At 61.3% G+C, this 19617-nt stretch carries 18 protein-coding genes and 1 pseudogene; 13 read left to right on the forward strand and 6 right to left on the reverse strand.

The window, feature by feature from the left end:
* Positions 1–48: 48 nt before the first annotated feature.
* From QZ571_RS05540 to QZ571_RS05555, 4 genes are all read right to left on the reverse strand, one after another.
* The gene (locus tag QZ571_RS05540) at positions 49–1521 is read right to left on the reverse strand and encodes a PLP-dependent aminotransferase family protein (protein WP_295532717.1); all 1473 of its coding nucleotides are present in this window, start codon (positions 1519–1521) and stop codon (positions 49–51) included.
* A 90-nt stretch (positions 1522–1611) separates the two neighbouring features.
* Positions 1612–3276 (reverse strand): Na/Pi cotransporter family protein, encoded by a 1665-nt coding sequence (locus tag QZ571_RS05545; protein WP_295532718.1) that lies wholly within the window; start codon positions 3274–3276, stop codon positions 1612–1614.
* Between the two features lie 52 nt (positions 3277–3328).
* The gene (locus QZ571_RS05550; RefSeq protein ID WP_295532777.1) at positions 3329–3622 is read right to left on the reverse strand and encodes a hypothetical protein; all 294 of its coding nucleotides are present in this window, start codon (positions 3620–3622) and stop codon (positions 3329–3331) included.
* A gap of 17 nt (positions 3623–3639) precedes the next feature.
* The gene (locus QZ571_RS05555; protein WP_295532719.1) at positions 3640–3867 is read right to left on the reverse strand and encodes a hypothetical protein; all 228 of its coding nucleotides are present in this window, start codon (positions 3865–3867) and stop codon (positions 3640–3642) included.
* A 152-nt stretch (positions 3868–4019) separates the two neighbouring features.
* Here QZ571_RS05555 and QZ571_RS05560 point away from each other — a divergent pair, with 152 nt between their 5' ends.
* The 13 genes and pseudogenes from QZ571_RS05560 to QZ571_RS05620 all read left to right on the forward strand — a co-directional run.
* Positions 4020–4991 carry an ABC transporter substrate-binding protein gene (locus tag QZ571_RS05560; protein WP_295532720.1) on the forward strand — a complete coding sequence of 324 codons (972 nt, stop codon included), beginning with the start codon at positions 4020–4022 and terminating at the stop codon, positions 4989–4991.
* Positions 4988–6694 (forward strand): iron ABC transporter permease, encoded by a 1707-nt coding sequence (locus QZ571_RS05565; RefSeq protein ID WP_295532721.1) that lies wholly within the window; start codon positions 4988–4990, stop codon positions 6692–6694. The genes QZ571_RS05560 and QZ571_RS05565 overlap by 4 nt, the downstream gene beginning before the upstream one ends.
* On the forward strand, positions 6682–7758 hold the full coding sequence (locus QZ571_RS05570; protein ID WP_295532722.1) for an ABC transporter ATP-binding protein: 1077 nt from the start codon (positions 6682–6684) through the stop codon (positions 7756–7758). The genes QZ571_RS05565 and QZ571_RS05570 overlap by 13 nt, the downstream gene beginning before the upstream one ends.
* Positions 7751–8836, forward strand: coding sequence for an MBL fold metallo-hydrolase (locus QZ571_RS05575; RefSeq protein WP_295532723.1), 1086 nt, complete (start codon positions 7751–7753; stop codon positions 8834–8836). The genes QZ571_RS05570 and QZ571_RS05575 overlap by 8 nt, the downstream gene beginning before the upstream one ends.
* Complete coding sequence (locus QZ571_RS05580) at positions 8833–9417, forward strand: histidine phosphatase family protein (RefSeq protein ID WP_295532724.1); 585 nt, start codon at positions 8833–8835, stop codon at positions 9415–9417. The genes QZ571_RS05575 and QZ571_RS05580 overlap by 4 nt, the downstream gene beginning before the upstream one ends.
* Before the next feature lie 260 nt (positions 9418–9677).
* Entirely contained in the window at positions 9678–11300 is a 1623-nt protein-coding gene (locus tag QZ571_RS05585) for an alkaline phosphatase family protein (protein WP_295532725.1), read from the forward strand.
* Between the two features lie 16 nt (positions 11301–11316).
* Positions 11317–12711 carry a cytochrome c peroxidase gene (locus QZ571_RS05590; RefSeq protein ID WP_295532726.1) on the forward strand — a complete coding sequence of 465 codons (1395 nt, stop codon included), beginning with the start codon at positions 11317–11319 and terminating at the stop codon, positions 12709–12711.
* A 157-nt stretch (positions 12712–12868) separates the two neighbouring features.
* Positions 12869–13690 carry a phosphonate ABC transporter ATP-binding protein gene (gene phnC, locus QZ571_RS05595; protein WP_295532727.1) on the forward strand — a complete coding sequence of 274 codons (822 nt, stop codon included), beginning with the start codon at positions 12869–12871 and terminating at the stop codon, positions 13688–13690.
* A gap of 48 nt (positions 13691–13738) precedes the next feature.
* Positions 13739–14650, forward strand: coding sequence for a phosphonate ABC transporter substrate-binding protein (gene phnD, locus QZ571_RS05600; protein WP_295532728.1), 912 nt, complete (start codon positions 13739–13741; stop codon positions 14648–14650).
* A 59-nt stretch (positions 14651–14709) separates the two neighbouring features.
* Positions 14710–15582, forward strand: a complete 873-nt coding sequence (gene phnE, locus QZ571_RS05605; RefSeq protein ID WP_295532729.1) for a phosphonate ABC transporter, permease protein PhnE — start codon at positions 14710–14712, stop codon at positions 15580–15582.
* Positions 15579–16916, forward strand: a complete 1338-nt coding sequence (gene phnE, locus QZ571_RS05610; RefSeq protein ID WP_295532730.1) for a phosphonate ABC transporter, permease protein PhnE — start codon at positions 15579–15581, stop codon at positions 16914–16916. Before phnE (QZ571_RS05605) ends, phnE (QZ571_RS05610) begins: the two co-directional genes overlap by 4 nt.
* 133 nt (positions 16917–17049) lie before the next feature.
* Positions 17050–17667, forward strand: coding sequence for a chloramphenicol acetyltransferase (locus QZ571_RS05615; protein ID WP_295532731.1), 618 nt, complete (start codon positions 17050–17052; stop codon positions 17665–17667).
* Between the two features lie 79 nt (positions 17668–17746).
* Positions 17747–18063, forward strand: a pseudogene (locus QZ571_RS05620) (integrase core domain-containing protein); the annotation flags it as partial.
* A 203-nt stretch (positions 18064–18266) separates the two neighbouring features.
* On the opposite strand, the gene QZ571_RS05625 reads toward QZ571_RS05620, so the two are convergent.
* Positions 18267–18935 (reverse strand): cytochrome b/b6 domain-containing protein, encoded by a 669-nt coding sequence (locus QZ571_RS05625; RefSeq protein WP_295532732.1) that lies wholly within the window; start codon positions 18933–18935, stop codon positions 18267–18269.
* A gap of 16 nt (positions 18936–18951) precedes the next feature.
* Entirely contained in the window at positions 18952–19512 is a 561-nt protein-coding gene (locus tag QZ571_RS05630) for a carbonic anhydrase (RefSeq protein WP_295532733.1), read from the reverse strand.
* Positions 19513–19617: the final 105 nt, after the last annotated feature.

Raw genomic sequence — 19617 nt, forward strand, 5'->3', positions numbered from 1 at the left:
CGATCTATGACGTGGTGCAGCGGGACTGATTAGGGCCAGCCGGACAGGCTACTTAAGTCCAGTTTTGGCGATTTCTTGGGCGATCAGCGCAATGCCCTCGGGGATACGCGCGTTGCGGATCGAGGAATAGGCGAGGCGATAGAACGGGCACGGCCCCTGCGATTCGTCAAAAAACGCAGCCCCCGGTTCAATCAACACCCCGCGCGCCGCCAGCCGTTCCGCCAGATCGCGGGTATCGATGCCCTCGGGCGCGCGCATCCAAAAGCTGGAGCCGCCAAACGCGCCCTGCCCCGCGACCTGCAATCCCTGCGCGATGATCGCCTCATCCATCAACATACGACGGCGGCGATAGGCCTGATGCAGCCGGTTGACCAACGCATCATAATGGCCCAGCGCCAGAAAATAGGCGGCGGTGCGCTGCACATGGCCGGGCGGATGGCGCAAGACGGTGGCGCGCAGTGCGCGCGCCTCGGCGATGAAGGGCTCAGAGCCCACCAGAAAGCCCAGCCGCAGCCCCGGAAACAGCGATTTGGAGAACGAGCCGACATGGATCACCCGCCCCTCGCGATCCAGCGATTTCAACGAGGGCGAGGCGGCCTTGAGAAAGGACATCTCGAATTCGTAATCATCCTCGACCACGACGAAATCACGCTCGGCTGCCAACGCCAACAGCCGTTCACGCCGCGCGCGCGGCATCGTCGCATTGGTCGGGCATTGATGGCTGGCGGTGGTGAAAACCACATCGACATCTTCGGGCAGCGCCTCGGGGGGAAGACCGTCTTCATCAACGTCGATCTGCACGCTGCGACAGCGGGTCTGGTCCAGCACGCTGCGCAGCCCCGGATAGCAGGGGTTTTCCAGCGCCGCCGTGCGCCGGCTATTGAGCAAAACCTGCGCCGACAACCACAGCGCATTTTGCGCCCCCAGCGTTAGCAAAATCTGGCTTGGATGGGCGGAAATCCCGCGTCGCGGCAGAATGTTGCGCGCGATATATTCGATCAGCATCGGGTCGTCATGTTCGTAATAATCGCCCGCCATCACGTCGAAATCGCGCTTGCCCAGCGCGCGCAGCGCACAGTGCCGCCAGTTTTGATGATCAAACAGTTCGGGGTCGGTCTGCCCATAGATGAAGGGGAATTCGTAGCTGCGCCAGTTCTGCGCCTTGGGAAAGCTGCGCTGACTGGTGAATCGCTGGCCCGTCACGCGCGCCCAATCCACGCTGTCCGTTTGCGCCCCGGATGGGCGGGTGAATTCGGGCTGGCGCGGCGCGGTATCAGACACGAAATAGCCCGAGCGCCCGCGCGATGTCAGATAATCATCGGCCACGAGTTCAGTATAGGCCAGCGTCACCGTGATCCGGCTGACGCCCAGATGCACGGCGAGTTTCCGGCTAGAGGGCAGCTTGTCGCCCGCGCGAAAGCGCCCCTCAAGAATGCCCTCGGCGACCATCTGCTGAATGCGCTGTTGCAGCGTGCCGCTTTGATCGGGCGCAAGGAAGAAGGTCTCGGCAGGGACTGTCATACTGGACCTAAATGCGAACGAAACTGGACTGAAGGCATTTAGCCGTCATCGCCCCGTCTGCGTCAAGCCAACTGCCCGCTGGCGCAGCGCCTAATTGCGATGCGCCAGACGGCTGCTTAGCAAATCGCCGGTTTCCGACAGGATCGGCGTGGCGACGGTCGCGAACGAGGTATTGACCTGCTTAAGCGCACGCAGCGTTTCCTGATGGATATTGCTGGTTTCAATGCTTTCGCCCGCGCCCTCATGCAGACGCATCAGATGCGCGCGCTGCAGGCGTTGTTCGAGCGCGCGGATGTCGTCTTTTTCCTCGACCAACTCGCGCGCCTCATCGGGGTTTTGCGTCATCATCACGCTAAGCGCAAGCTGCACATTGGCCAACACCCGGTCATGAAAATCGCAGATCTCTTTCCAGCCCTGCTCGGAAAAGCGCACCCCTTCGCTATCAAGACGGCGCGCCAGAGAGACCATGTTGCGCGAGATCATCTCGGCCGCGGCAGACAGGTTTGCGGCATTGCTCGACAACTCCATCGAGCGCGTGCTGGTCTCATCGCTCAGCGCGGCCTGGTTGAGCTTGGCAAGATACAGCTTCACCTCCATCAAGGTTTTGTTGGCGTGGTTTTCATCCGTCACCATGCGCGCGGCAAGCACGTCATCCCATTGCACAAACAGCGCCGGAACCGCGCGCAGCATCGCCTCGGCGGTCTCGCCCATATGCATCACCTCGCGCGCTGCACAGGTCAGCGCGCGCTCGGGGCTTGCAAGCGCTGCCGGGTCCAGCGCGCTGGTGGGGCCGATCCCCGCGCTCGGGTCCATACGCGGGGGCATCAGCGTGCCTGCCAGCCGCGTCACCACCCCGGTCAACGGCAGCGCCAACAGCGCCAGACCAATGTTGAACGCCAGATGCAAATTGATGATCTGCTGCGCCGGGCTATGGCCCAGCCAGTCAAGCGGCAAGGACAGCCTGCTGATCAGCGCCAATAACATCACCGCCCCGCCGCCGCGCAACACGAAATTCGCAACGATCATGCGGCGCGGCTCAATCGGGGCGGTCAAGGTCAGCATGAAAGCGATGAACGTGCCGCCCATATTGGCCCCCAGAACCATCGCCACCGCCGCTTCGGGGGGCAACAGGCCTTGCGACACCAGCGTCACGAACAGCAACACTGCCGCCACGCTGGAATGCACGACCCAAGCAAACACCGCGCCAATAACAAAGGCCGTCACCGTATCGCGCGCCAGATAGGCCATCACATTCGCCGCCCCCTGACTGTCCACCAGCGGCGTCGTGGCCTCGCGGATCATCGCCAACGAGACAAAGATCAAAGCCAGCCCGATCAGGATACGCCCGGTCTGGCGGATGCGGCGCTGATGGCCGCGCAGGAACATCGCAACCCCAACCAGCAACAGCAGCGGCAGCAAGAAGGTTTGGCGTAACAACAAGAGCTGCGCCACGATCGCCGATCCCACATCCGCACCCAGCAAGATCGCCAATCCCACCGCCACCGCAATCGTGCCGCGCGCAACGAAATTGGACACAAGAAGCGCCACCGCCGTCGAGCTTTGCAGCAAGATCGCCGTGCTCATCCCCGAGGCTGCTGCCAGCACCCGACTGCCCGCTGACCAGCGCAGCCAGCGACGCAATTGCAACGAGAACGCGCGCTCGACCCCGGTGCGCACCAGACGCACCGACCAGATCAACAGTGCTGCCGCCCCCGCGATATGCAGGAAAAACATCGGGATATTAGGGTGGTCCAAATTGCGTCCTCTCTGCCCCCTCTTGTGATCGGGGCTTCACATTACATAGCGCTCAACGCGGCAAAACCAGCATCCCGCCCGCCGTCTCGAACACCGCGCGCGTCTCTTGAGGGGGCGCGGCCTCGGTCACCAGACGGTCGATCTTGCTAACCGGGCATACCGAAAATGACGCGAGGGCCGCAAATTTCCAGCTGTCAGCCAAGACCATCACGCGATTGGATTGCTCAATCATCGCGCGTGCGATCTGCGCCTCTTCGAGAGTGTAATCCATCGCCCCGCTGCGCGCGTCAAGCGTGCCCACCGTGAGAACCGCGTGATCGGCCCGAAAGGCGCGGATCTGAGTCAGCCCTTCGTGCCCACAGTCTAGCTGTTATCGGCGCTGAATTTGCCCCCCATCAGAAACGCCCGGCTGCCAGTATGGGCGCGGGCAATCGCCTCGACAAAGATCAGCGTCGTCAAACCGGTATCGATGAACAAGGCTTTGATGTCGCCATTCTCGGTGCGGGCGTGGTGGGCAGGGCGATGGCGCGCCGCTTGACGCAGGAAGGCGCGCGCGCCTTGGCGCCTCAGCCGCCGAGCATGACGATGCAACTGACCCTCAACACTCACCGAGGCGCTGGCCGATCCTGGGCGCAACTTCCTTAACGAAACTTAACAGAACTGTCACACGAACCCGTTAGGGAGCCGTGAAAAGGGCAGCACACACCCTTTCGAACGCAACCCGACCTATCTGGAGATAGCTGATGTCCCGTTTCCTTCTGGCCGCCGTCATTGCCGTGGCCTTGCCCTCGCTTGCCGGTGCCGAGACCCTGACGCTCTATACCTCGCAGCCCAATGCGGATGCGCAACAAACCGTTGATGCGTTCTCCGCAGCAAACCCCGGCATTGATGTCGAATGGGTGCGCGATGGCACGACCAAGCTGATGGCCCGCGTCGCCGCCGAGTTGGAGGCAGGCCAGCCGCAGGCCGATGTCTTGCTGATCGCAGACACGGTAACGCTGGAGGGCATGGCGCAGGCGGGGCAGCTTGCGGCTTATGCTTCGCCCGAAGAAACCGCTTACGACCCGGCGCTTTACAGCGCGGATGGCTATTACCACTCGACCAAGCTGATCACGACCGGGATCGTCTACAATACGGGCGCGCCAAGCGTGCCGACCTCTTGGGCTGATCTTGCCAAGCCGGAAATGGCCAATCTCGTGGCCATGCCCTCGCCGCTATATTCCGGGGCCGCGCTGATCCATCTGGCAACCCTGACCAACACCAAAGGTCTGGGTTGGGAATATTATGAGGCGCTGGCGGCGAACAAGACGCGCGCCGAGGGCGGCAATGGCGGTACGTTCAAGGCCGTGGCCTCGGGCGAAAAGCCCTACGGTGTCCTCGTCGATTTCTTGGCGCTGCGCGCGAAGGCCCAAGGCTCGCCGGTCGATTTCGTCTTTCCCAAAGAAGGCGTTTCCTACGTCACCGAGCCGGTGGCAATCATGGCTGGCACCAAGCACATGGATGCCGCGCAGAAATTCGTCGACTTCCTGCTAAGTAAAGACGGCCAGAAACTGGTGGCCAATATGGGCTACATCCCCGCGCGCAACGGTGTGGCAAGCCCCGAAGGCTTCCCCGCGCGCAAGGATATCAAGCTGATGGATTTCGACCCCGCCAAGGCGCTGGCCGATAGCGATGCCAACAAGGCGCGGTTCGCAAAGATCTTCGGCGTCCAATGAGCAAAGCCACGACTGCAAGCGGTGGCAGCCGGTCCCTGGACCGGCTGTTGCCTTTGTTGCTGCTGCCCGTCGCACTGATCGCGCTCGGGCCGGTTCTGCGACTGCTGCTGGAGGGGATCGGCTTTGGCGACGGGCTGACCACGGACCACCTCACAAGCGTGCTTGCGCGCCCCTCCACCGCCACCGCGCTGCGCCATTCGCTGATCACAGCGGGCGGCGGCACGCTTCTTTCGGTGCTGATCGGGGCGGGCTTTGCGTTTCTGGTGGCGCTGACCGATATACGCGGCAAGGGGGCGCTGGTGTTCTGCCTGATGATCCCGATGATGATCCCGCCCCAGATTACCGCGCTGGCATGGATGCAGATGGCCGGGCCGTCCTCGACGATCCTGAAGATGCTGGGCCTTGCGCCACCCTTGGGCAGCCCGCAGCCGCTGCATTCTGCAGGCGGCATCATCTTGCTGCTGGGGATTCAGCATGCCTCGCTGGTGTTCCTGACCTTGCGCGCGGGGCTGCGCATGATCCCCGCCGAGCTGGTTGAGGCGGCGCGCATGTCGGGCGCGGGGCCGGTGCGGGTCTGGGCGCAGACGGTGTTGCCGCTGTCGATGCCATCGCTGATCGCGGGTGGCGCGATGGCCTTTGTCACCGCCTTGGGCAATTTCGGCATTCCCGCGATGCTGGGCATTCCGGCGGGCTACGCAACGCTGCCGACCCTGATCTATCAACGCCTTGTCGGCATGGGGCCCTCGGTTCTGTCCGAAGTCGCTGTGCTGTCGCTGCTGATCGGCGCGGTGGCGATCCTTGGTGTTTTGCTAAGCCGTCTCGTGCTGAAGCGTCAGGGCTTCGGGCTGGTCGGCCTGTCTGGCGCGCCGCTTGCGCTGTCGCTTGGGCGGGCGCGATTGCCGGTCGAGATCGCGATGTGGGTCTTTATCTTTGCGATCCTCGCGCTGCCGCTGCTTGCGCTTTTGGCGACCTCGCTGATCCCGGCCTATGGCGTGCCCCTGACCTTCCACACTGCCACGCTCAAAGCGTGGATCGAGGTCCTGTTCGTGCAGCCCGTCACCCGGCGCGCCTATGCCAACTCCCTGTTTCTCGCGATCACGGCGGCGGCGATCCTGCTGGCGATCTGCCTGCCCCTCGCCTGGCTGATGGAGCGCCGCGCCAATCGGTTCAGCCAGATTCTCGATGCGCTGATCGACCTGCCCTACGCGCTTCCCGGCGTCGTACTGTCGATTGCCTGCATTCTGACCTTCATCAACCTGCCCTTCACCGATCTGACGCTTTACGGCACGATCTGGATCATCTTGATGGCCTATCTCGCGCGGTTCTTCGTCGTCATGTTGCGCCCGATCCAAGCCAGCATCGCCCAGCTTGATCCCGCGATGGAAGAGGCCGCGGCTAGCGTTGGTGCGCATCTGGGGCGGCGGTTGCGCGACATCGTCCTGCCACTTGCCGCGCCCTCGGCAGCGGCTGGCGCGATCCTTGTGTTCTTGACGGCGGTGAACGAACTGACCGTTTCGGCACTGCTGTGGTCATCAGGGACCGAAACGCTGGGCGTGGTCATCTACAATCTCGAAGACAGCGGCGAGACGGTCATGGCCTCGGCTCTGGCGATGTCGATCGTCTGTCTGATCATTGCGCTCATGGGGCTGGTGCAAGCCGGGGCGCGCCGTTTTCCGAAAGGGGTCATCCCATGGCAGAGCTGACATTTTCCAACCTATCCAAGACGTTTGGCGGCGCGCCTGCGCTGGATGCGATCAATGCGCAGATCGCCTCGGGCGAGTTCGTGGCGCTGCTTGGCCCTTCGGGATGCGGCAAGACCACCCTGCTGCGCCTGACCGCCGGGTTTGAACATCCCAGCGCCGGCGAGATCCGGGTCGGGGGCGAAACGGTCGCCGGTGCCGGGCGCTTCGTGTCGCCCGAGGATCGCGAGATCGGGATCGTGTTTCAATCCTACGCGCTGTGGCCGCATAAATCGGTGTTCGACAATGTCGCCTACCCGCTTGAGGTGCGCCGCATTTCCCGCGCAGCACGTCGGGCCCGCGTGGCCGATGCGCTGGCCCTCACCGGGCTTGGGGCGTTTGCCGACCGGATGCCGTCGCAATTGTCGGGCGGGCAGCGGCAACGGGTCGCACTGGCGCGCTGCCTTGTGTTCGAACCGCGCGCGGTCCTGCTGGATGAGCCGCTCGCCAATCTCGATCTGGCGCTGCGGGCCTCGATGCAGGACGTGTTCAGACTGTTTCACCGCCGCACGGGCGCGACCATGCTTTATGTCACCCATGATCAGGGCGAGGCGCTGGCGCTGGCCGATCGGGTGGCGGTGATGAATGCCGGAAAAATCCGCCAATTCGCGGCGCCCGAGACTCTGTATCGCGAGCCCGCCGATTGCTTTGTGGCGGGGTTTGTCGGCGCTGGCGCGGTGGTCTCGGCCCGCATAACCGGACGGGCCGAGCGCGCGGGCCTTGTGTTGAATGTGCTGGGTCAGGATGTCGTGTCGCGCAGCGCCGCCCCCGAGCCGAGCCATGTCAGCATCCGCCCCGAGTCGATCACATTGGCCGATGACGCCCCGCTGCGCGCCCGCGTGACCAGCTGCACCTATCTGGGGGGCCGTTTTCGGCTGGAGATGGATGCGGCAGGCGAGACGCTGGTGGCCTTCTGCGCCCAGCGCGCCGCGATTGGCGAAACGGTCGGCGTCAGCCTGCACGATCTCTGGGCGTTTCGTGATCCCGACGGCGACGTCGTTTTGCAAAAGGCGCTGGCCGATGCGTGATCAGGTCTCAACAACCACCGCTTGGGTCGAGGTCCTCTCGGGGCTTGGCGAAAAAGGCCCCGCCTGCATCCGGCTCTGGACCGGGCGCGAGATTTGGGTTCTCGATGTCGGTGTCGGACCCGAGGCGACCTCACCATTCCATCCCGAATGGCTGGACGGGGCCGACCGTGTCTTCATCTCTCACGACCACATCGATCACATCGGCGGGGCCGCGCATGCGATTGCTGCGGGTCTGCCGATCCATTGCACTGCGCAAACCGCGCGCGCCCTGCCGCCGGGGGCCGATCTGGTGCTCGTGCCCGAGACGGGGCAGACGCGGGTTGCTGGCGTAACGGTCACGACCGGGCGCAATGGTCACGCTTTGGGCGGGGTCTGGTTTCATTTCGATCTGGGCGACGGGCTGTTCTTTTCCGGCGATTGGTCGCAGGAAAGCACTTGGTTTGCCTTTGACCCGCCGCCCCCTGCCGCAACCGCGCTGATTGACGCCTCTTATCAACTCGATGATGTTCCCCAGACCGCCCGTCGCACCGCGCTGGACGAGATGCTGGCGCAAACTGACGCGCAGCAATTCCTGTTCCCTGTGCCGCCATCGGGGCGCGCAGGCGAATTGGCGCTGCACTTGATGCGCCACGGCGACGTCTCTTTCGATGACACCTGCCGCGAAGCGATTGAGGATGGGATTCAAAGCGGCAGCCTGTCCCCGCAATCCGCCGCGCTCGCGCCGCTTTTGACCCGTGGCTTTGACAAATCGGCGCAGTTTCTGCTTTGCGACACGCCCAATGCCGATGGTGGCATGGCGCAGAAAATCGTACGCGACTGGCATGAGGCAGGTCGGCTTGGTCAGGATGCGATCGTCGTTTTCACCGGGCATATGACGGCGCATGCACGCGCGATTGCAGCACAGGGCGGGCGGTTCTTGCGATGGAATGTGCACCCTCCGCTTTCGGACCAGATCGACATGATCCGCCACCTTGGCGCGCGCCGCGCAGCCCCGTTATTCTGCGCCCAGCCCGAGCAATACCTGCTTGAGCCACGCTTCCCGGCCGAAATCCTGCTCAATGAAAGATGCCTGCTATGACCCTGCCAGACCTGCCCTTCGTCGTGATCCGTCACGGTGAGACCAATGCAAACCGCGAGGGATGGATCGCAGGTCGGATCGAGGCGCAGCTGACACAGGCGGGGCAGCGCGCCGCGCATTCCTTGTCAGACCGGGAGTGGCCCGAGGAAATCGTCCTGTTCGTCAGCCCGCAGCAACGCGCCCAACTGACCGCGCAACTGGCGTTTCCACAACGTCCGTTGATCACGCTGGACGGGCTGCGCGAACGCGATTGGGGCGTCTTCGAGGGGCGCCCCCTTGCCGAGGCACCACCGCGAGAGGCCACTCCCGACAAGGGTGAGCCCTGGGCTGACATGATCGCACGTGTCGCGGCCGCGATCACGCAGGCGCAAGCTGAGGCGGCAGGCGCCCTGCCCGTTCTGGTCGCGCATTCCGGCGTCATTCGTGCCGCGCGTCATCTGACCTGCGGCTCCGCGCACGGCCCTACCCCCGCCAATACCACACCATATCTGTTCACCCCGCTCACGGGCGACTGGCGCGAAACCGAATTGACGACACAGGACGCAATATTTCAAACGCAAACCTGCAAAGTCGGCGGGTGAGGCCACCAAAGATGCGGCTGCGAAACCCGGGAGGCGAAGGGAAATGTCCCGCGGGTAACGGCATCTCTACAGAGCCTGCGCCATTTCAATCACCAAATACTCACTTGATGAACGCATCTTTGTGAGCAGGCAGCCGCCTCACCCAGCCGTGAGGCCTTGTGATGAAAGGCGTCACGGAACTGTCAAATCCCTCCCCTAGCGAACGGTCATGCCCGAAGTCGCCATTCAAGCGGCAGGCTGCCAAATATGAGGGAAAGTCCATGACCACCAAATTCCGTTCAACGGTGTGCCTCGGTGCGCTCGCATTGGCCTGCGCCGCTGCGTCTGCACAAGCGGGCGACGCCACCAACACCGCTACACCGATTAAGCACCTCGTGGTGATCTTTCAGGAAAACGTCTCGTTTGACCACTATTTCGGAACCTATCCCAAGGCCGCAAATCCCGACGGAGAGCCAGCATTCACGGCCAAAGCGGATACGCCACAGGTCAATACGCTGACCTCGGCAGGTTTGCTGCAGGCCAATCCCAACAGGTCAAACGCAAAGAATGGCGCAGATGCCGCTGCCCCGTTCCGTCTGGATCGCACCCAAGCCGCCTCGGCGGACCAGAACCATGGCTACACCGCCGAACAGGCCGCCTTTGACGATGGTCGGATGGATCTTTTCCCCGCCAATACCGGACGCGGCTCAAAGGGAGGTGCAGGATCGTTTGGCACCAAGGGTCAGGTGATGGGGTATTACGATGGCAACACTGTCACCGCACTTTGGAACTATGCCCAAAACTTCGCGATGAATGACAATGCTTTCTCGACGACCTTTGGCCCGTCGACCCCGGGCGCGATCAACCTTGTTTCCGGCCAGACCAATGGAGCGATCCTGCCGCCGGGGCGCGAACTTGAAGCGGACGGAACTTATGACAAAGGCCGTGTGGTTCCTGACGGCAATGGCGGCTGGACGATGATTTCCGACCTCGATCCGACAGGAGATGTCTGCTCCAAAGGCAAGACCACTTTGATGAGCGGGCCCAATATCGGAGACATGCTGAACGCGCGCAACCTTACTTGGGGCTGGTTCGAGGGTGGCTTCGATCTGAGCCAAACCAATGCGAACGGCACCACCGGATGCGACCGCAAGACGACCTCGGACGTCACCCATGTCAGCATCGTGGACTATATCCCACATCACCAGCCCTTCCAGTATTACCCCTCAACGGCAAACCCAACGCATAAACGCCCGTCTTCGCTCGCGGCGGTTGGCACCTCGCAGGATGGCGGCGCGAACCACCAATATGATATCACTGACTGGTATGGCGCGCTCAAGGCGGGCAATTTGCCTGCGGTCAGCTTCCTCAAGGCATCGGGCTTTGAGGATGGTCATGCGGGCTATTCGGACCCGCTTGATGGTCAGAATTTCATCGTGCGGGCAGTGAACGCTGTCGGGAAGTCGAAATTCTGGAACGATACCGCGATCATCGTTCTCTATGATGACTCTGATGGCTGGTATGATCACGCGGCGGCCGTCATCAACCCTTCGAACATCCCTGTCAAAGGCTATGACGTGCTCAATGGCGATCGTTGCGGCACCACGGGCGTGGCGCTTCCGGGCGTCAACGGCAAACCGGCGCAGGGTCGTTGCGGGTATGGCACGCGCCAACCGTTCCTCGTGATCTCGCCTTATGCCAAAGCAAACCATGTCGATCATACGCTGACCGATCAAACCTCGGTCCTGCGCTTTATCGAGGATAACTGGATGGGTGGGTCGCGCCTTGGCGCAGGATCGTTCGATGCGGCCTCAGGCTCGATCGACGCGATGTTTGACTGGGCCAAGGGCGCGGCCAAGCCGTTGATCCTTGATCCCAAAACGGGCGAACCGGTTCACTCGTAAGGAAATAGGGATGCGCATGTCGATCACTCCCAGGATCTTCCCCCAAAGGCGCATCCTTACTGTAGCGCTGGCTGGCCTCGTGCTAGCCAGCGTCTTTTTGCCCCTCTCAGGGGGGCGCAATCTCGCCTATGGCGCAAACCTGCCCACCATTGCGGCCCCCAAGCCCGCCCCGCTGACGCACCCCCTCAGCGCCGTGGCGATGATCGGGCGCGACATGTTCAGCGATACCGCGCTATCCGCAAGTGGCCGTTTGTCCTGTGCGTCCTGTCACAATCCGCGCAATCATTATGGCCCCGATGGAACTGCCCCGGTCGTTCCGGGGGGCGCACATCTTGACCGGGTTGGGCGGCGCGCGGTGCCCACGCTCAGCTACAAATTTCTCACCCCTGCCTTCACCATCGGGCCACAAGATCCCTCATTGGAACAAAATGAGGCCTCGCCCCAACTGGTCGCCGCGCAGGGCCAGAACGCAGATGCCAGCGCACCCGCATCATTGGGGCATTTGCCCTCAGCGCCCAAGAAATTAGCGGGGCAGACGACGCTGGGCGCCCCCGTTCCCCGCGGTGGGCTGTTCTGGGACGGACGGGCCGACACGCTTGAGGATCAAGCCGAAGGCCCGTTTTTTACGTCTTTCGAGATGGCCAATACCCGCCCTGCGCTCGCTCAGGTCTTGCGGACGCGCTATGGCGCGCGCCTCGCCGCCCTGTTTGGTGCAAATGTGCTGAGCGACGAGCCGATGCTGATTTCAGAGGCCGCCTTTGCGCTTGCCCGTTATCAGATCGAGGACCCTTCGTTTCACGCCTTTTCAAGCAAATTCGACGCCTATCTTTCCGGCCACGCTCGTCTTAGCCCAGCAGAGGCGCGCGGGCTGGCATTGTTTAACGATCCCACAAAGGGCAATTGCGCGGCCTGCCATCTCGACACGACAGCAAAAGACGGCACACCGCCCCTTTTTACCGATTTCGAATATGAAGCGCTGGGGGTGCCGCGCAATTCCAAGATCCCCGCCAATGCGGATCCGAATTGGCATGACCTTGGTCTGTGCGGGCCGATGCGCCATGATGCAACATCCAGACAAACATCTTATTGCGGCTTGTTCAAAACGCCGACGCTGCGCAATGTCGCGACCCGGCATGTTTTCTTTCACAACGGGGTTTATACCAGCCTACAAGATGTGTTGGACTTCTACGCAAGGCGCGATAGCGACCCACAAGCAATCTATCCGGTGAAGTCCGGCAAGGTTCAGATTTTCAATGACCTGCCCCGCCGCTATCATGGCAATATTGATGTCACTGATGCGCCTTTCGGGCGGAAACGCGGTGATGCGCCCGCTTTGAGCAAGACCGAGCAAGCCGACATCATCGCTTTTTTAAACACCCTCACCGACGGCTATCATCCGCATAAAAACTAGCCAAAGAGCCAACAGGTCGCACCACCCTCGCCCAAGCGCCATGCAACGCTGAACCGCCGCCCCACCTTGCTCTCGGATTATCACAAACGCGTCGTCATTCGGTAACAGATCCGTCACATGCGCGGTCTACTTCCCCCCTCATTGCATGGGTGGAAACATGAAACTTGAACTCCGCAACGTCAGTAAGTTTTTTGGCCAGAAGGCAGCGGTTGAGACTGTTTCTCTGACGCTGGAAGGCCCCGGTTTTGTCGGTGTCATCGGACGCTCGGGGGCTGGCAAATCGACGCTGTTGCGCATGATCAACCGTCTTGGCGATGCCACTACGGGCAATGTCATGTTTGACGGAACCGATGTTCTTACGCTCAAGGGGCGCGAAAAGCGCGAGTGGCAAACCAATTGCGCGATGGTGTTTCAGCAGTTCAACCTCGTGGCGCGGATGGATGTCGTCTCAAACGTGTTGCACGGGCTTTTGGGGCAGCGTTCGACGCTATCGAGCCTGCTCAATCTCTGGAGCGCGGCCGATATTCGTCGCGCCCTCGAAATCCTCGAACGGCTTGGCATTGCCGAACAGGCCACAAAGCGCGCCGAGGCGCTGTCGGGTGGCCAACAGCAGCGCGTCGCGATTGCGCGCGCCTTGATGCAAGACCCCCAGATCATTCTCGCCGACGAGCCTATTGCCTCGCTTGATCCGATGAACGCCCAGGTGGTGATGGATGCGCTCAAGCGGATCCAGGTCGAAGACGGTCGAATGGTCGTAGCCAACCTGCACACGCTCGACACTGCGCGTCGCTATTGCGACCGCGTCATCGGCATGCGCGACGGGCGCGTGGTTTTTGACGGTCGCCCCGACCAACTCACCACCGGAGTCGCGCGCGATATCTACGGCGCTGACGCCAGTTTTTCTGAATCCGCCACCTCAACGGCTATCGAGGCGCTGGGGGATGACCGCGAATACGCAGCCGCCATGTTGGACGGTTGAGTAACCATCGGCCCGGCTGCCGGGCCATTCAAACCAAAGGGAACGACCATGAAACAGCTGCTTGCCATTCTGGCCGCGACCACCGCCCTTGCGGGCGCGGTGCAGGCTCAAGAGATCAAACAATTCAACATCGGCATCCTGGGCGGCGAGAACGCGCAAGACCGTATCGCCAACAACCAATGTCTGGTGGACTACATGTCCGACGCGCTGGGCGTGCCGGTCAAATTGTTCACCCCGGCCGATTATGACGGCGTGTTGCAGGGCCTGATCGGCGGCACGATCGACTTCGCGATTCTGGGCGCTTCGGGCTATGCCAAGATCGCACTGGATGATCCGGGTGCGGTGACACCTTTTGCGACGACAGCCAACCCTGACGGCTCGTTTGTCTATTATTCGGTAGGCTTTACGCGCAAAGACACGGGCATCAAGTCGCTTGACGACATGAAGGGCCACAGCTTTGGCTTTGGCGATCCGAATTCGACCTCGGGCTATTTGATCCCTTCGGTCGAAATCCCCAAGCAGACGGGCCATTCGATGAAATCGGGTGACTATTTCGGCGAGGTGAAATTCACTGGCGGTCACGAGCAGACCATCGTAGCGGTCAACAATGGCGATATCGACGCTGGCGTGACCTGGGCCGATGGACAGGGCAACTGGGAAGACGGCTACAATAACGGAGCTCTGCGCAAGGCCGTCGATTCCGGCCTGATCGACATGAACAATATCGTCGAAATCTGGCGCTCCAAGCCGATCCCGAATGGCCCGTTGGTCATCCGCAATGGCCTGCCCGAGGACATCAAGCAAAAGGCCGAACAGGTCATGCTGACGCTCAAGGACAAGGATAGCGAGTGCCTCTATAACGCGGCCGGCGGCGAGTCGGCAGGCTTCGTCAAGATTGACCCGTCATATTACGACTCCATCATCGACGTGCGCAAAGCCAAGATCGAACAGGGCTCGTAAGCCCTGCCCCCTGTGGGCCGGCGGGACACCTCGCCGGCCCCATTGTTTTTGGAAAGCCCATGACCGAAACCAACGCCACGACCCTATCGCGCCAAGACTATCTTGCACTGGTGCGTCGCAAACGTCTTTACAGCGCAATTATCTTAACGATCTTCGTGGCGCTTATGGTGTCGGGCTTTCGCACGGCGGATGCACGCAACGCGGGTGGCTTCTTCGCGGGGCTGCATCGTTTTTTCGATTTCCCAAGCGAGATATTTTCCGAAGCCCTCACCAAATGGCGCCGCTTTCCCGAATTGCTTTGGCGGTATTTGCCGTCGCTGTTTGAGACGCTCAATATTGCGGCGCTGGCGATCGTTCTGGGCGGGTTGGGCGCGGTGGTGCTGGCACTTGTCTCAACGCATGGGCTTGCACCTTGGCCGCGCGCCATTCCCCTCTTTCGCCGCGCCATGGATGTGATGCGCGCTTTGCCGGAAATCGTCGTCGCACTGGTGCTGATTTATCTGCTGGGCGGTGGGCCGGTGCCTGCGATGGCAGCGATCGCGCTGCATACCACCGGCGCGCTGGGCAAGCTGTTTTCCGAGGTTGCCGAGAATGCCGATCTCAAACCGGTTGAAGGGTTGGCCTCGACCGGGGCTGGCTGGGTGCAGCGTATGTGGTTCGGGGTTTTGCCGCAGGTGGCGCCGAACTGGTCGTCCTACGCGCTGCTGCGCTTTGAGATCAATATCCGCGCCTCGGCAATCCTAGGTTTCGTGGGCGCGGGCGGGATCGGTTATGATCTCAAGACCGCGCTGCAATGGGGACAAGGTCGCTATGACGCTGTGGTTGCGATCTTTGCGTTGCTCTTCGCAACCATCGTGATTGTTGATCACATCTCGGACCGGGCGCGCGGGCGACTGGTACGGGGCGCAAAGGCCACGGAGGGCCGGATATGAGCCTGTTGAGCACCGACCAACCCAGCGGCCTTGCTCTGGCAGGGCTTGATCAGGTTTTCCGGGCGCGTCGGCTCCGGTCCTTTGCAGGGATCGCCGCAGTTCTGGCCTATCTGGTCTATGTCTTTTTCGCCTTTGACATTCCCGGTCTGGCCGCCAAGGCGCGCCCCGAAAACGCCGCCGTGCTGCTTGGCGATTTCTGGTCCTACAAGACGCATGTCACGCGCGACAACCGCACTGACAAGGTAACCGTCGCGATCGAGGGAGAGCGTCGTGGCACCTATCGTGCGGATGCGCCGCCCGATTGGGTGGCGCGCGACGGCTCTCTCACGCAGATCACATTGCCCCATGGCGCGCATGTCACCTACACGTCCAAGGCAGCACAGGTCGACGTGCCCGATTTTGGCATGATCCAGCTCGCATTACAGGGACGGCATGTCCTGCTTACGCTGCCCGAGGGCCGCGCCATGCCCGACTGGATCTCGGCGGCGCGCAACCGGGTGTCGATGGATCGCGGCGACTGGCGGTTCTCGATGACACCAAGCAGAACCGAGACCTTTCGCTATTTCCCCGGCTGGGAGATGTTCTTTTTCACGCTCGACAGCCCGTTCTCGGGTAAGTCAGTCGTCGAGCTTGCGAAACTGGCCATTTCGGGCAAGCGGGTGAACCCCGAGATGTCGAACCTGTCTGCGATGTTTGGCGATTTTTGGAACAATAAGGTCTGGCATCATGGCGACGTCTTCTGGGCGCTCTGCGAGACCGTGCTGATGGCATTTCTGGGCACGATGGGGGCGGGCATGATCGCGCTGCCGCTGGCCTTTCTGGCGGCCACCAACTTTACCCCGCTCGTCGCACTTCGGCTAAGCCTGCGACGCGTTTTCGACTTTTTGCGCGGGGTGGATGGGTTGATCTGGACGGTGATCTTGTCGCGCGCATTTGGCCCCGGCCCCCTGACCGGATCGCTTGCGATTTTGATGACCGATACCGGCACTTTCGGAAAAATGTTCTCCGAAGCGCTCGAAAATATCGATGACAAGCAGGTTGAGGGCGTCGGGTCGACCGGGGCCAACGCGCTGCAACGTGCGCGCTTTGGGGTGCTCCCGCAGCTTGCGCCGGTGATCCTCTCACAGCTTCTGTATTACCTTGAATCCAACACCCGCTCGGCCACCGTGATCGGCGCTTTGGTGGGGGGCGGGATCGGGTTGTTGCTGACACAAGCGATCCTGACCCAAAAGGACTGGGAAGAGGTTTGCTATTATGTGATCCTGATCGTTCTGACGGTCATGGCCATGGATAGCGTGTCCGGCTGGATCCGGCGGCGTTTCATCAAAGGATGAAACGATGCCAAGCGTGAGTTTTACGCCCCCCTTGGACTGGCAAGGGCCAGTTTCGACGCTGCCCGCACCGGCAGATTTCTATATTCCAACGGTCCTTTCCACGTTTTTTAACCCCACCCGACCCGAGGTTCCCATGCCCAAGCTATCCCCCGACACGCCCCAAATATCCGCCGATTGCGAGGTGGAGAATTCGACCTTCGGCCGCTATTGCGAATTGGGTCGCGGGTGCCGTGTTCTCAATTCGAGTTTCGGTGACTACGCCTATGCCGACCGCTTTGCCGACATTGCCAATACCAGCGTCGGGAAATTTGCCAATATCGCGGCGTTCACCCGGATCGGCCCGACCGATCACCCGTGGCGCAACGCGGCGCAGCACCATTTCCTCTATCGCTCGCGGTCCTATTTCGATGATGAGCCGGATTGGAAGGACTTTTTCGATCAGCGCGCCACGCGTCGAACCACGCTGGGCGCTGATTGCTGGATCGGGCATGGTGCGATCATCAAGCCCGAGGTGAGTATCGGCGTCGGGGCCATCGTGGCCGCTGGCGCGGTGGTAACCAAAGACGTAGCCCCCTTCACGATCGTGGCAGGCGTGCCAGCAACACGACTGCGGCTGCGCTTTCCCGAAGACGTCGCGCAAGATCTGCTCGCCCTCGCGTGGTGGGACTGGGACCATGCGCGCTTGCGCGACGCGCTCGCCGATTTCCGCACGCTCTCGGCGGCGGAGTTTGTCGCCAAACACCGAGAGTGAAGGGCGCGGCACGTTCCGAAGCGCCCCTCTCGTGGCTTGCGAACAAACCACTGTCGAGCAATGGCCGAATGACGCGTTCACGAAGGAGGCGCTGGTTATCCGTGTCAAACGCAAGCTTAATTCCGTCAGCATGGTCGATGCCTTGATCGATCTGTCATGCCTCACGCGGCCCGCCTGAGGTCACAAGATCAAACTTGGCGCCAAAACGGTCTTCATCGCATCAGGGTCACTTGGGAAAACGGCTCCTGCGAGAGCTTCAATGCTCGGTTCCGGGACGCGTTGCTGATCGGTGAGGTCTTCTCGACGCCGCGCGCGGCACAGATCCTGATCGAACGATACCGGCCGCCCGCGCCCGAAAGTATCGTCACGATGGAGCGCAGGCCAATCCTGCCCTAACAATCAATCTGGACCACTCAGGTGGGGCTGATCAACATAACAGTGGGCAGAAACGCTTTTCTGAGGGAGTTTCGTGTGCGGCGCTGCCCCCTTACCGAATGGAAAGACAGGGCTGACCCTGCCGAGAACCAAATGGACCGGCAGGTCTGCGGAATGATCTCAACTGGCAGGCGATCTTATTAACGCCTGACCGGGCCAAACGCCTACTCCGGTCTCTTTCGACCCGTCACCATGGAACGAACCAGATTTTCTCTGTGGACAAAGCTCGCAAGGAAAACGCCGCCGATGTGCAACAAAGCAAGGATCAGAGTGAGATTGGCGACCACTTCGTGCAGGTCCTTGAACGTCTCACCTTGGCCCCCTTTGCCCCGCATACCTTCATCGTCGTCATCCTCCTCACCGACATCCGCACGGGCCGGAGTCACGATGGAAAACCCGCTCGGCATATCGCCCGAAGAGGCGAATATAGGTGCCAGCGGCCCTTTCTTCTCGTCCTGAGCATAAACTGCCATCCCGCTCAGAACTGTGATCAACAGCGCTGTGAGTAGCCCAAAGACCATCCACGCCCCTGCGGGACTGTGGCCAAGGTAGCGTTTTGAACGACCGCCCAACAAACTCAGCAGATACCGGAATGCAGTAAAAGGACCGAACAGAAAATCGCTAAATCGCGCGTGCGGAGCCCCCACAAACCCCCAGATAATGCGAAGAACAATCAGTCCGCCGACAACATATCCGGCCCAGACATGAACCGCCAAGGTGCTGTCTTCTGGTTCGATGAAGTAGGCGACCAGAAAGGCCATGACGAGAGACCAATGGAAGACGCGCACGAACGGATCCCAGACTTTGATCGCGGGTGTTGTTGGACGTTTCATCGCGGAGGCTCCCCAATCAGATCGCGATAGGCTCGACGCTGCCATCGAGGTTCATCAGCAATGTTTCCATCTGCAGTTCGGGATGAAGTGTCTTGATCTCTGCTGCCAGCAGCGTGAGATAGTCTGTGTGGACCTGCGTTTCCTTTGCAGGATCCTTGCCAAAATCCTCACCAAGGATGGTCTTGTAAGCGCCGCAATCGCGGTGATCCATGATGATGACCCGTTTGATCTGGTGCAGGTCAATCGCAACCTGAAGATGATCCCGGAACGTCTTGCCCCATTCCGAGAACTGATCGGTCATCGCCCCAAGCGACGCGCCCGCGAGGACAACATGGTCATATTTGTCAGTCATGCCCCGCCCGTCCATGTAGCGCACGATGTCATCCATCAGACGGTAATCCATGCAACTCAGCAGCAAGGCATCGGTTGTTGCGGCCCGCGCCGCAGATGGGGTGATCACGTTATATAGACTGACCGCGCCGCCAAGCGCGGCGAGTTTGACGAACTTGCGTCTGCTAATGGCCGCTGGCTTTGGGTTATGTTGGCACTGCGGTTCCGGAATATGGTTATCACACATGGGATTATTCCTTTTTCAATCTGGGCTACGTCGTGTTTTGCATGAAATTCCGCCGCTACGCGGGCAGATCAAGAGATCGCCACGCAGCAGGGGAAAGGCTGGTGC

Source organism: uncultured Thioclava sp., assembly GCF_913064665.1.
GTDB lineage: Bacteria > Pseudomonadota > Alphaproteobacteria > Rhodobacterales > Rhodobacteraceae > Thioclava > Thioclava arctica.

What these genes read in the sequence shown, in the direction of transcription:
- QZ571_RS05540 (WP_295532717.1), bottom strand. Translation starts at nt 1,521, where the DNA reads ATGACAGTCCCTGCCGAGACCTTCTTCCTTGCGCCCGATCAAAGCGGC.
- QZ571_RS05560 (WP_295532720.1), top strand. Translation starts at nt 4,020, where the DNA reads ATGTCCCGTTTCCTTCTGGCCGCCGTCATTGCCGTGGCCTTGCCCTCG.
- QZ571_RS05565 (WP_295532721.1), top strand. Translation starts at nt 4,988, where the DNA reads ATGAGCAAAGCCACGACTGCAAGCGGTGGCAGCCGGTCCCTGGACCGG.
- QZ571_RS05570 (WP_295532722.1), top strand. Translation starts at nt 6,682, where the DNA reads ATGGCAGAGCTGACATTTTCCAACCTATCCAAGACGTTTGGCGGCGCG.
- QZ571_RS05575 (WP_295532723.1), top strand. Translation starts at nt 7,751, where the DNA reads ATGCGTGATCAGGTCTCAACAACCACCGCTTGGGTCGAGGTCCTCTCG.
- QZ571_RS05580 (WP_295532724.1), top strand. Translation starts at nt 8,833, where the DNA reads ATGACCCTGCCAGACCTGCCCTTCGTCGTGATCCGTCACGGTGAGACC.
- QZ571_RS05585 (WP_295532725.1), top strand. Translation starts at nt 9,678, where the DNA reads ATGACCACCAAATTCCGTTCAACGGTGTGCCTCGGTGCGCTCGCATTG.
- QZ571_RS05590 (WP_295532726.1), top strand. Translation starts at nt 11,317, where the DNA reads ATGTCGATCACTCCCAGGATCTTCCCCCAAAGGCGCATCCTTACTGTA.
- phnC (WP_295532727.1), top strand. Translation starts at nt 12,869, where the DNA reads ATGAAACTTGAACTCCGCAACGTCAGTAAGTTTTTTGGCCAGAAGGCA.
- phnD (WP_295532728.1), top strand. Translation starts at nt 13,739, where the DNA reads ATGAAACAGCTGCTTGCCATTCTGGCCGCGACCACCGCCCTTGCGGGC.
- phnE (WP_295532729.1), top strand. Translation starts at nt 14,710, where the DNA reads ATGACCGAAACCAACGCCACGACCCTATCGCGCCAAGACTATCTTGCA.
- phnE (WP_295532730.1), top strand. Translation starts at nt 15,579, where the DNA reads ATGAGCCTGTTGAGCACCGACCAACCCAGCGGCCTTGCTCTGGCAGGG.
- QZ571_RS05615 (WP_295532731.1), top strand. Translation starts at nt 17,050, where the DNA reads ATGCCCAAGCTATCCCCCGACACGCCCCAAATATCCGCCGATTGCGAG.
- QZ571_RS05625 (WP_295532732.1), bottom strand. Translation starts at nt 18,935, where the DNA reads ATGAAACGTCCAACAACACCCGCGATCAAAGTCTGGGATCCGTTCGTG.
- QZ571_RS05630 (WP_295532733.1), bottom strand. Translation starts at nt 19,512, where the DNA reads ATGTGTGATAACCATATTCCGGAACCGCAGTGCCAACATAACCCAAAG.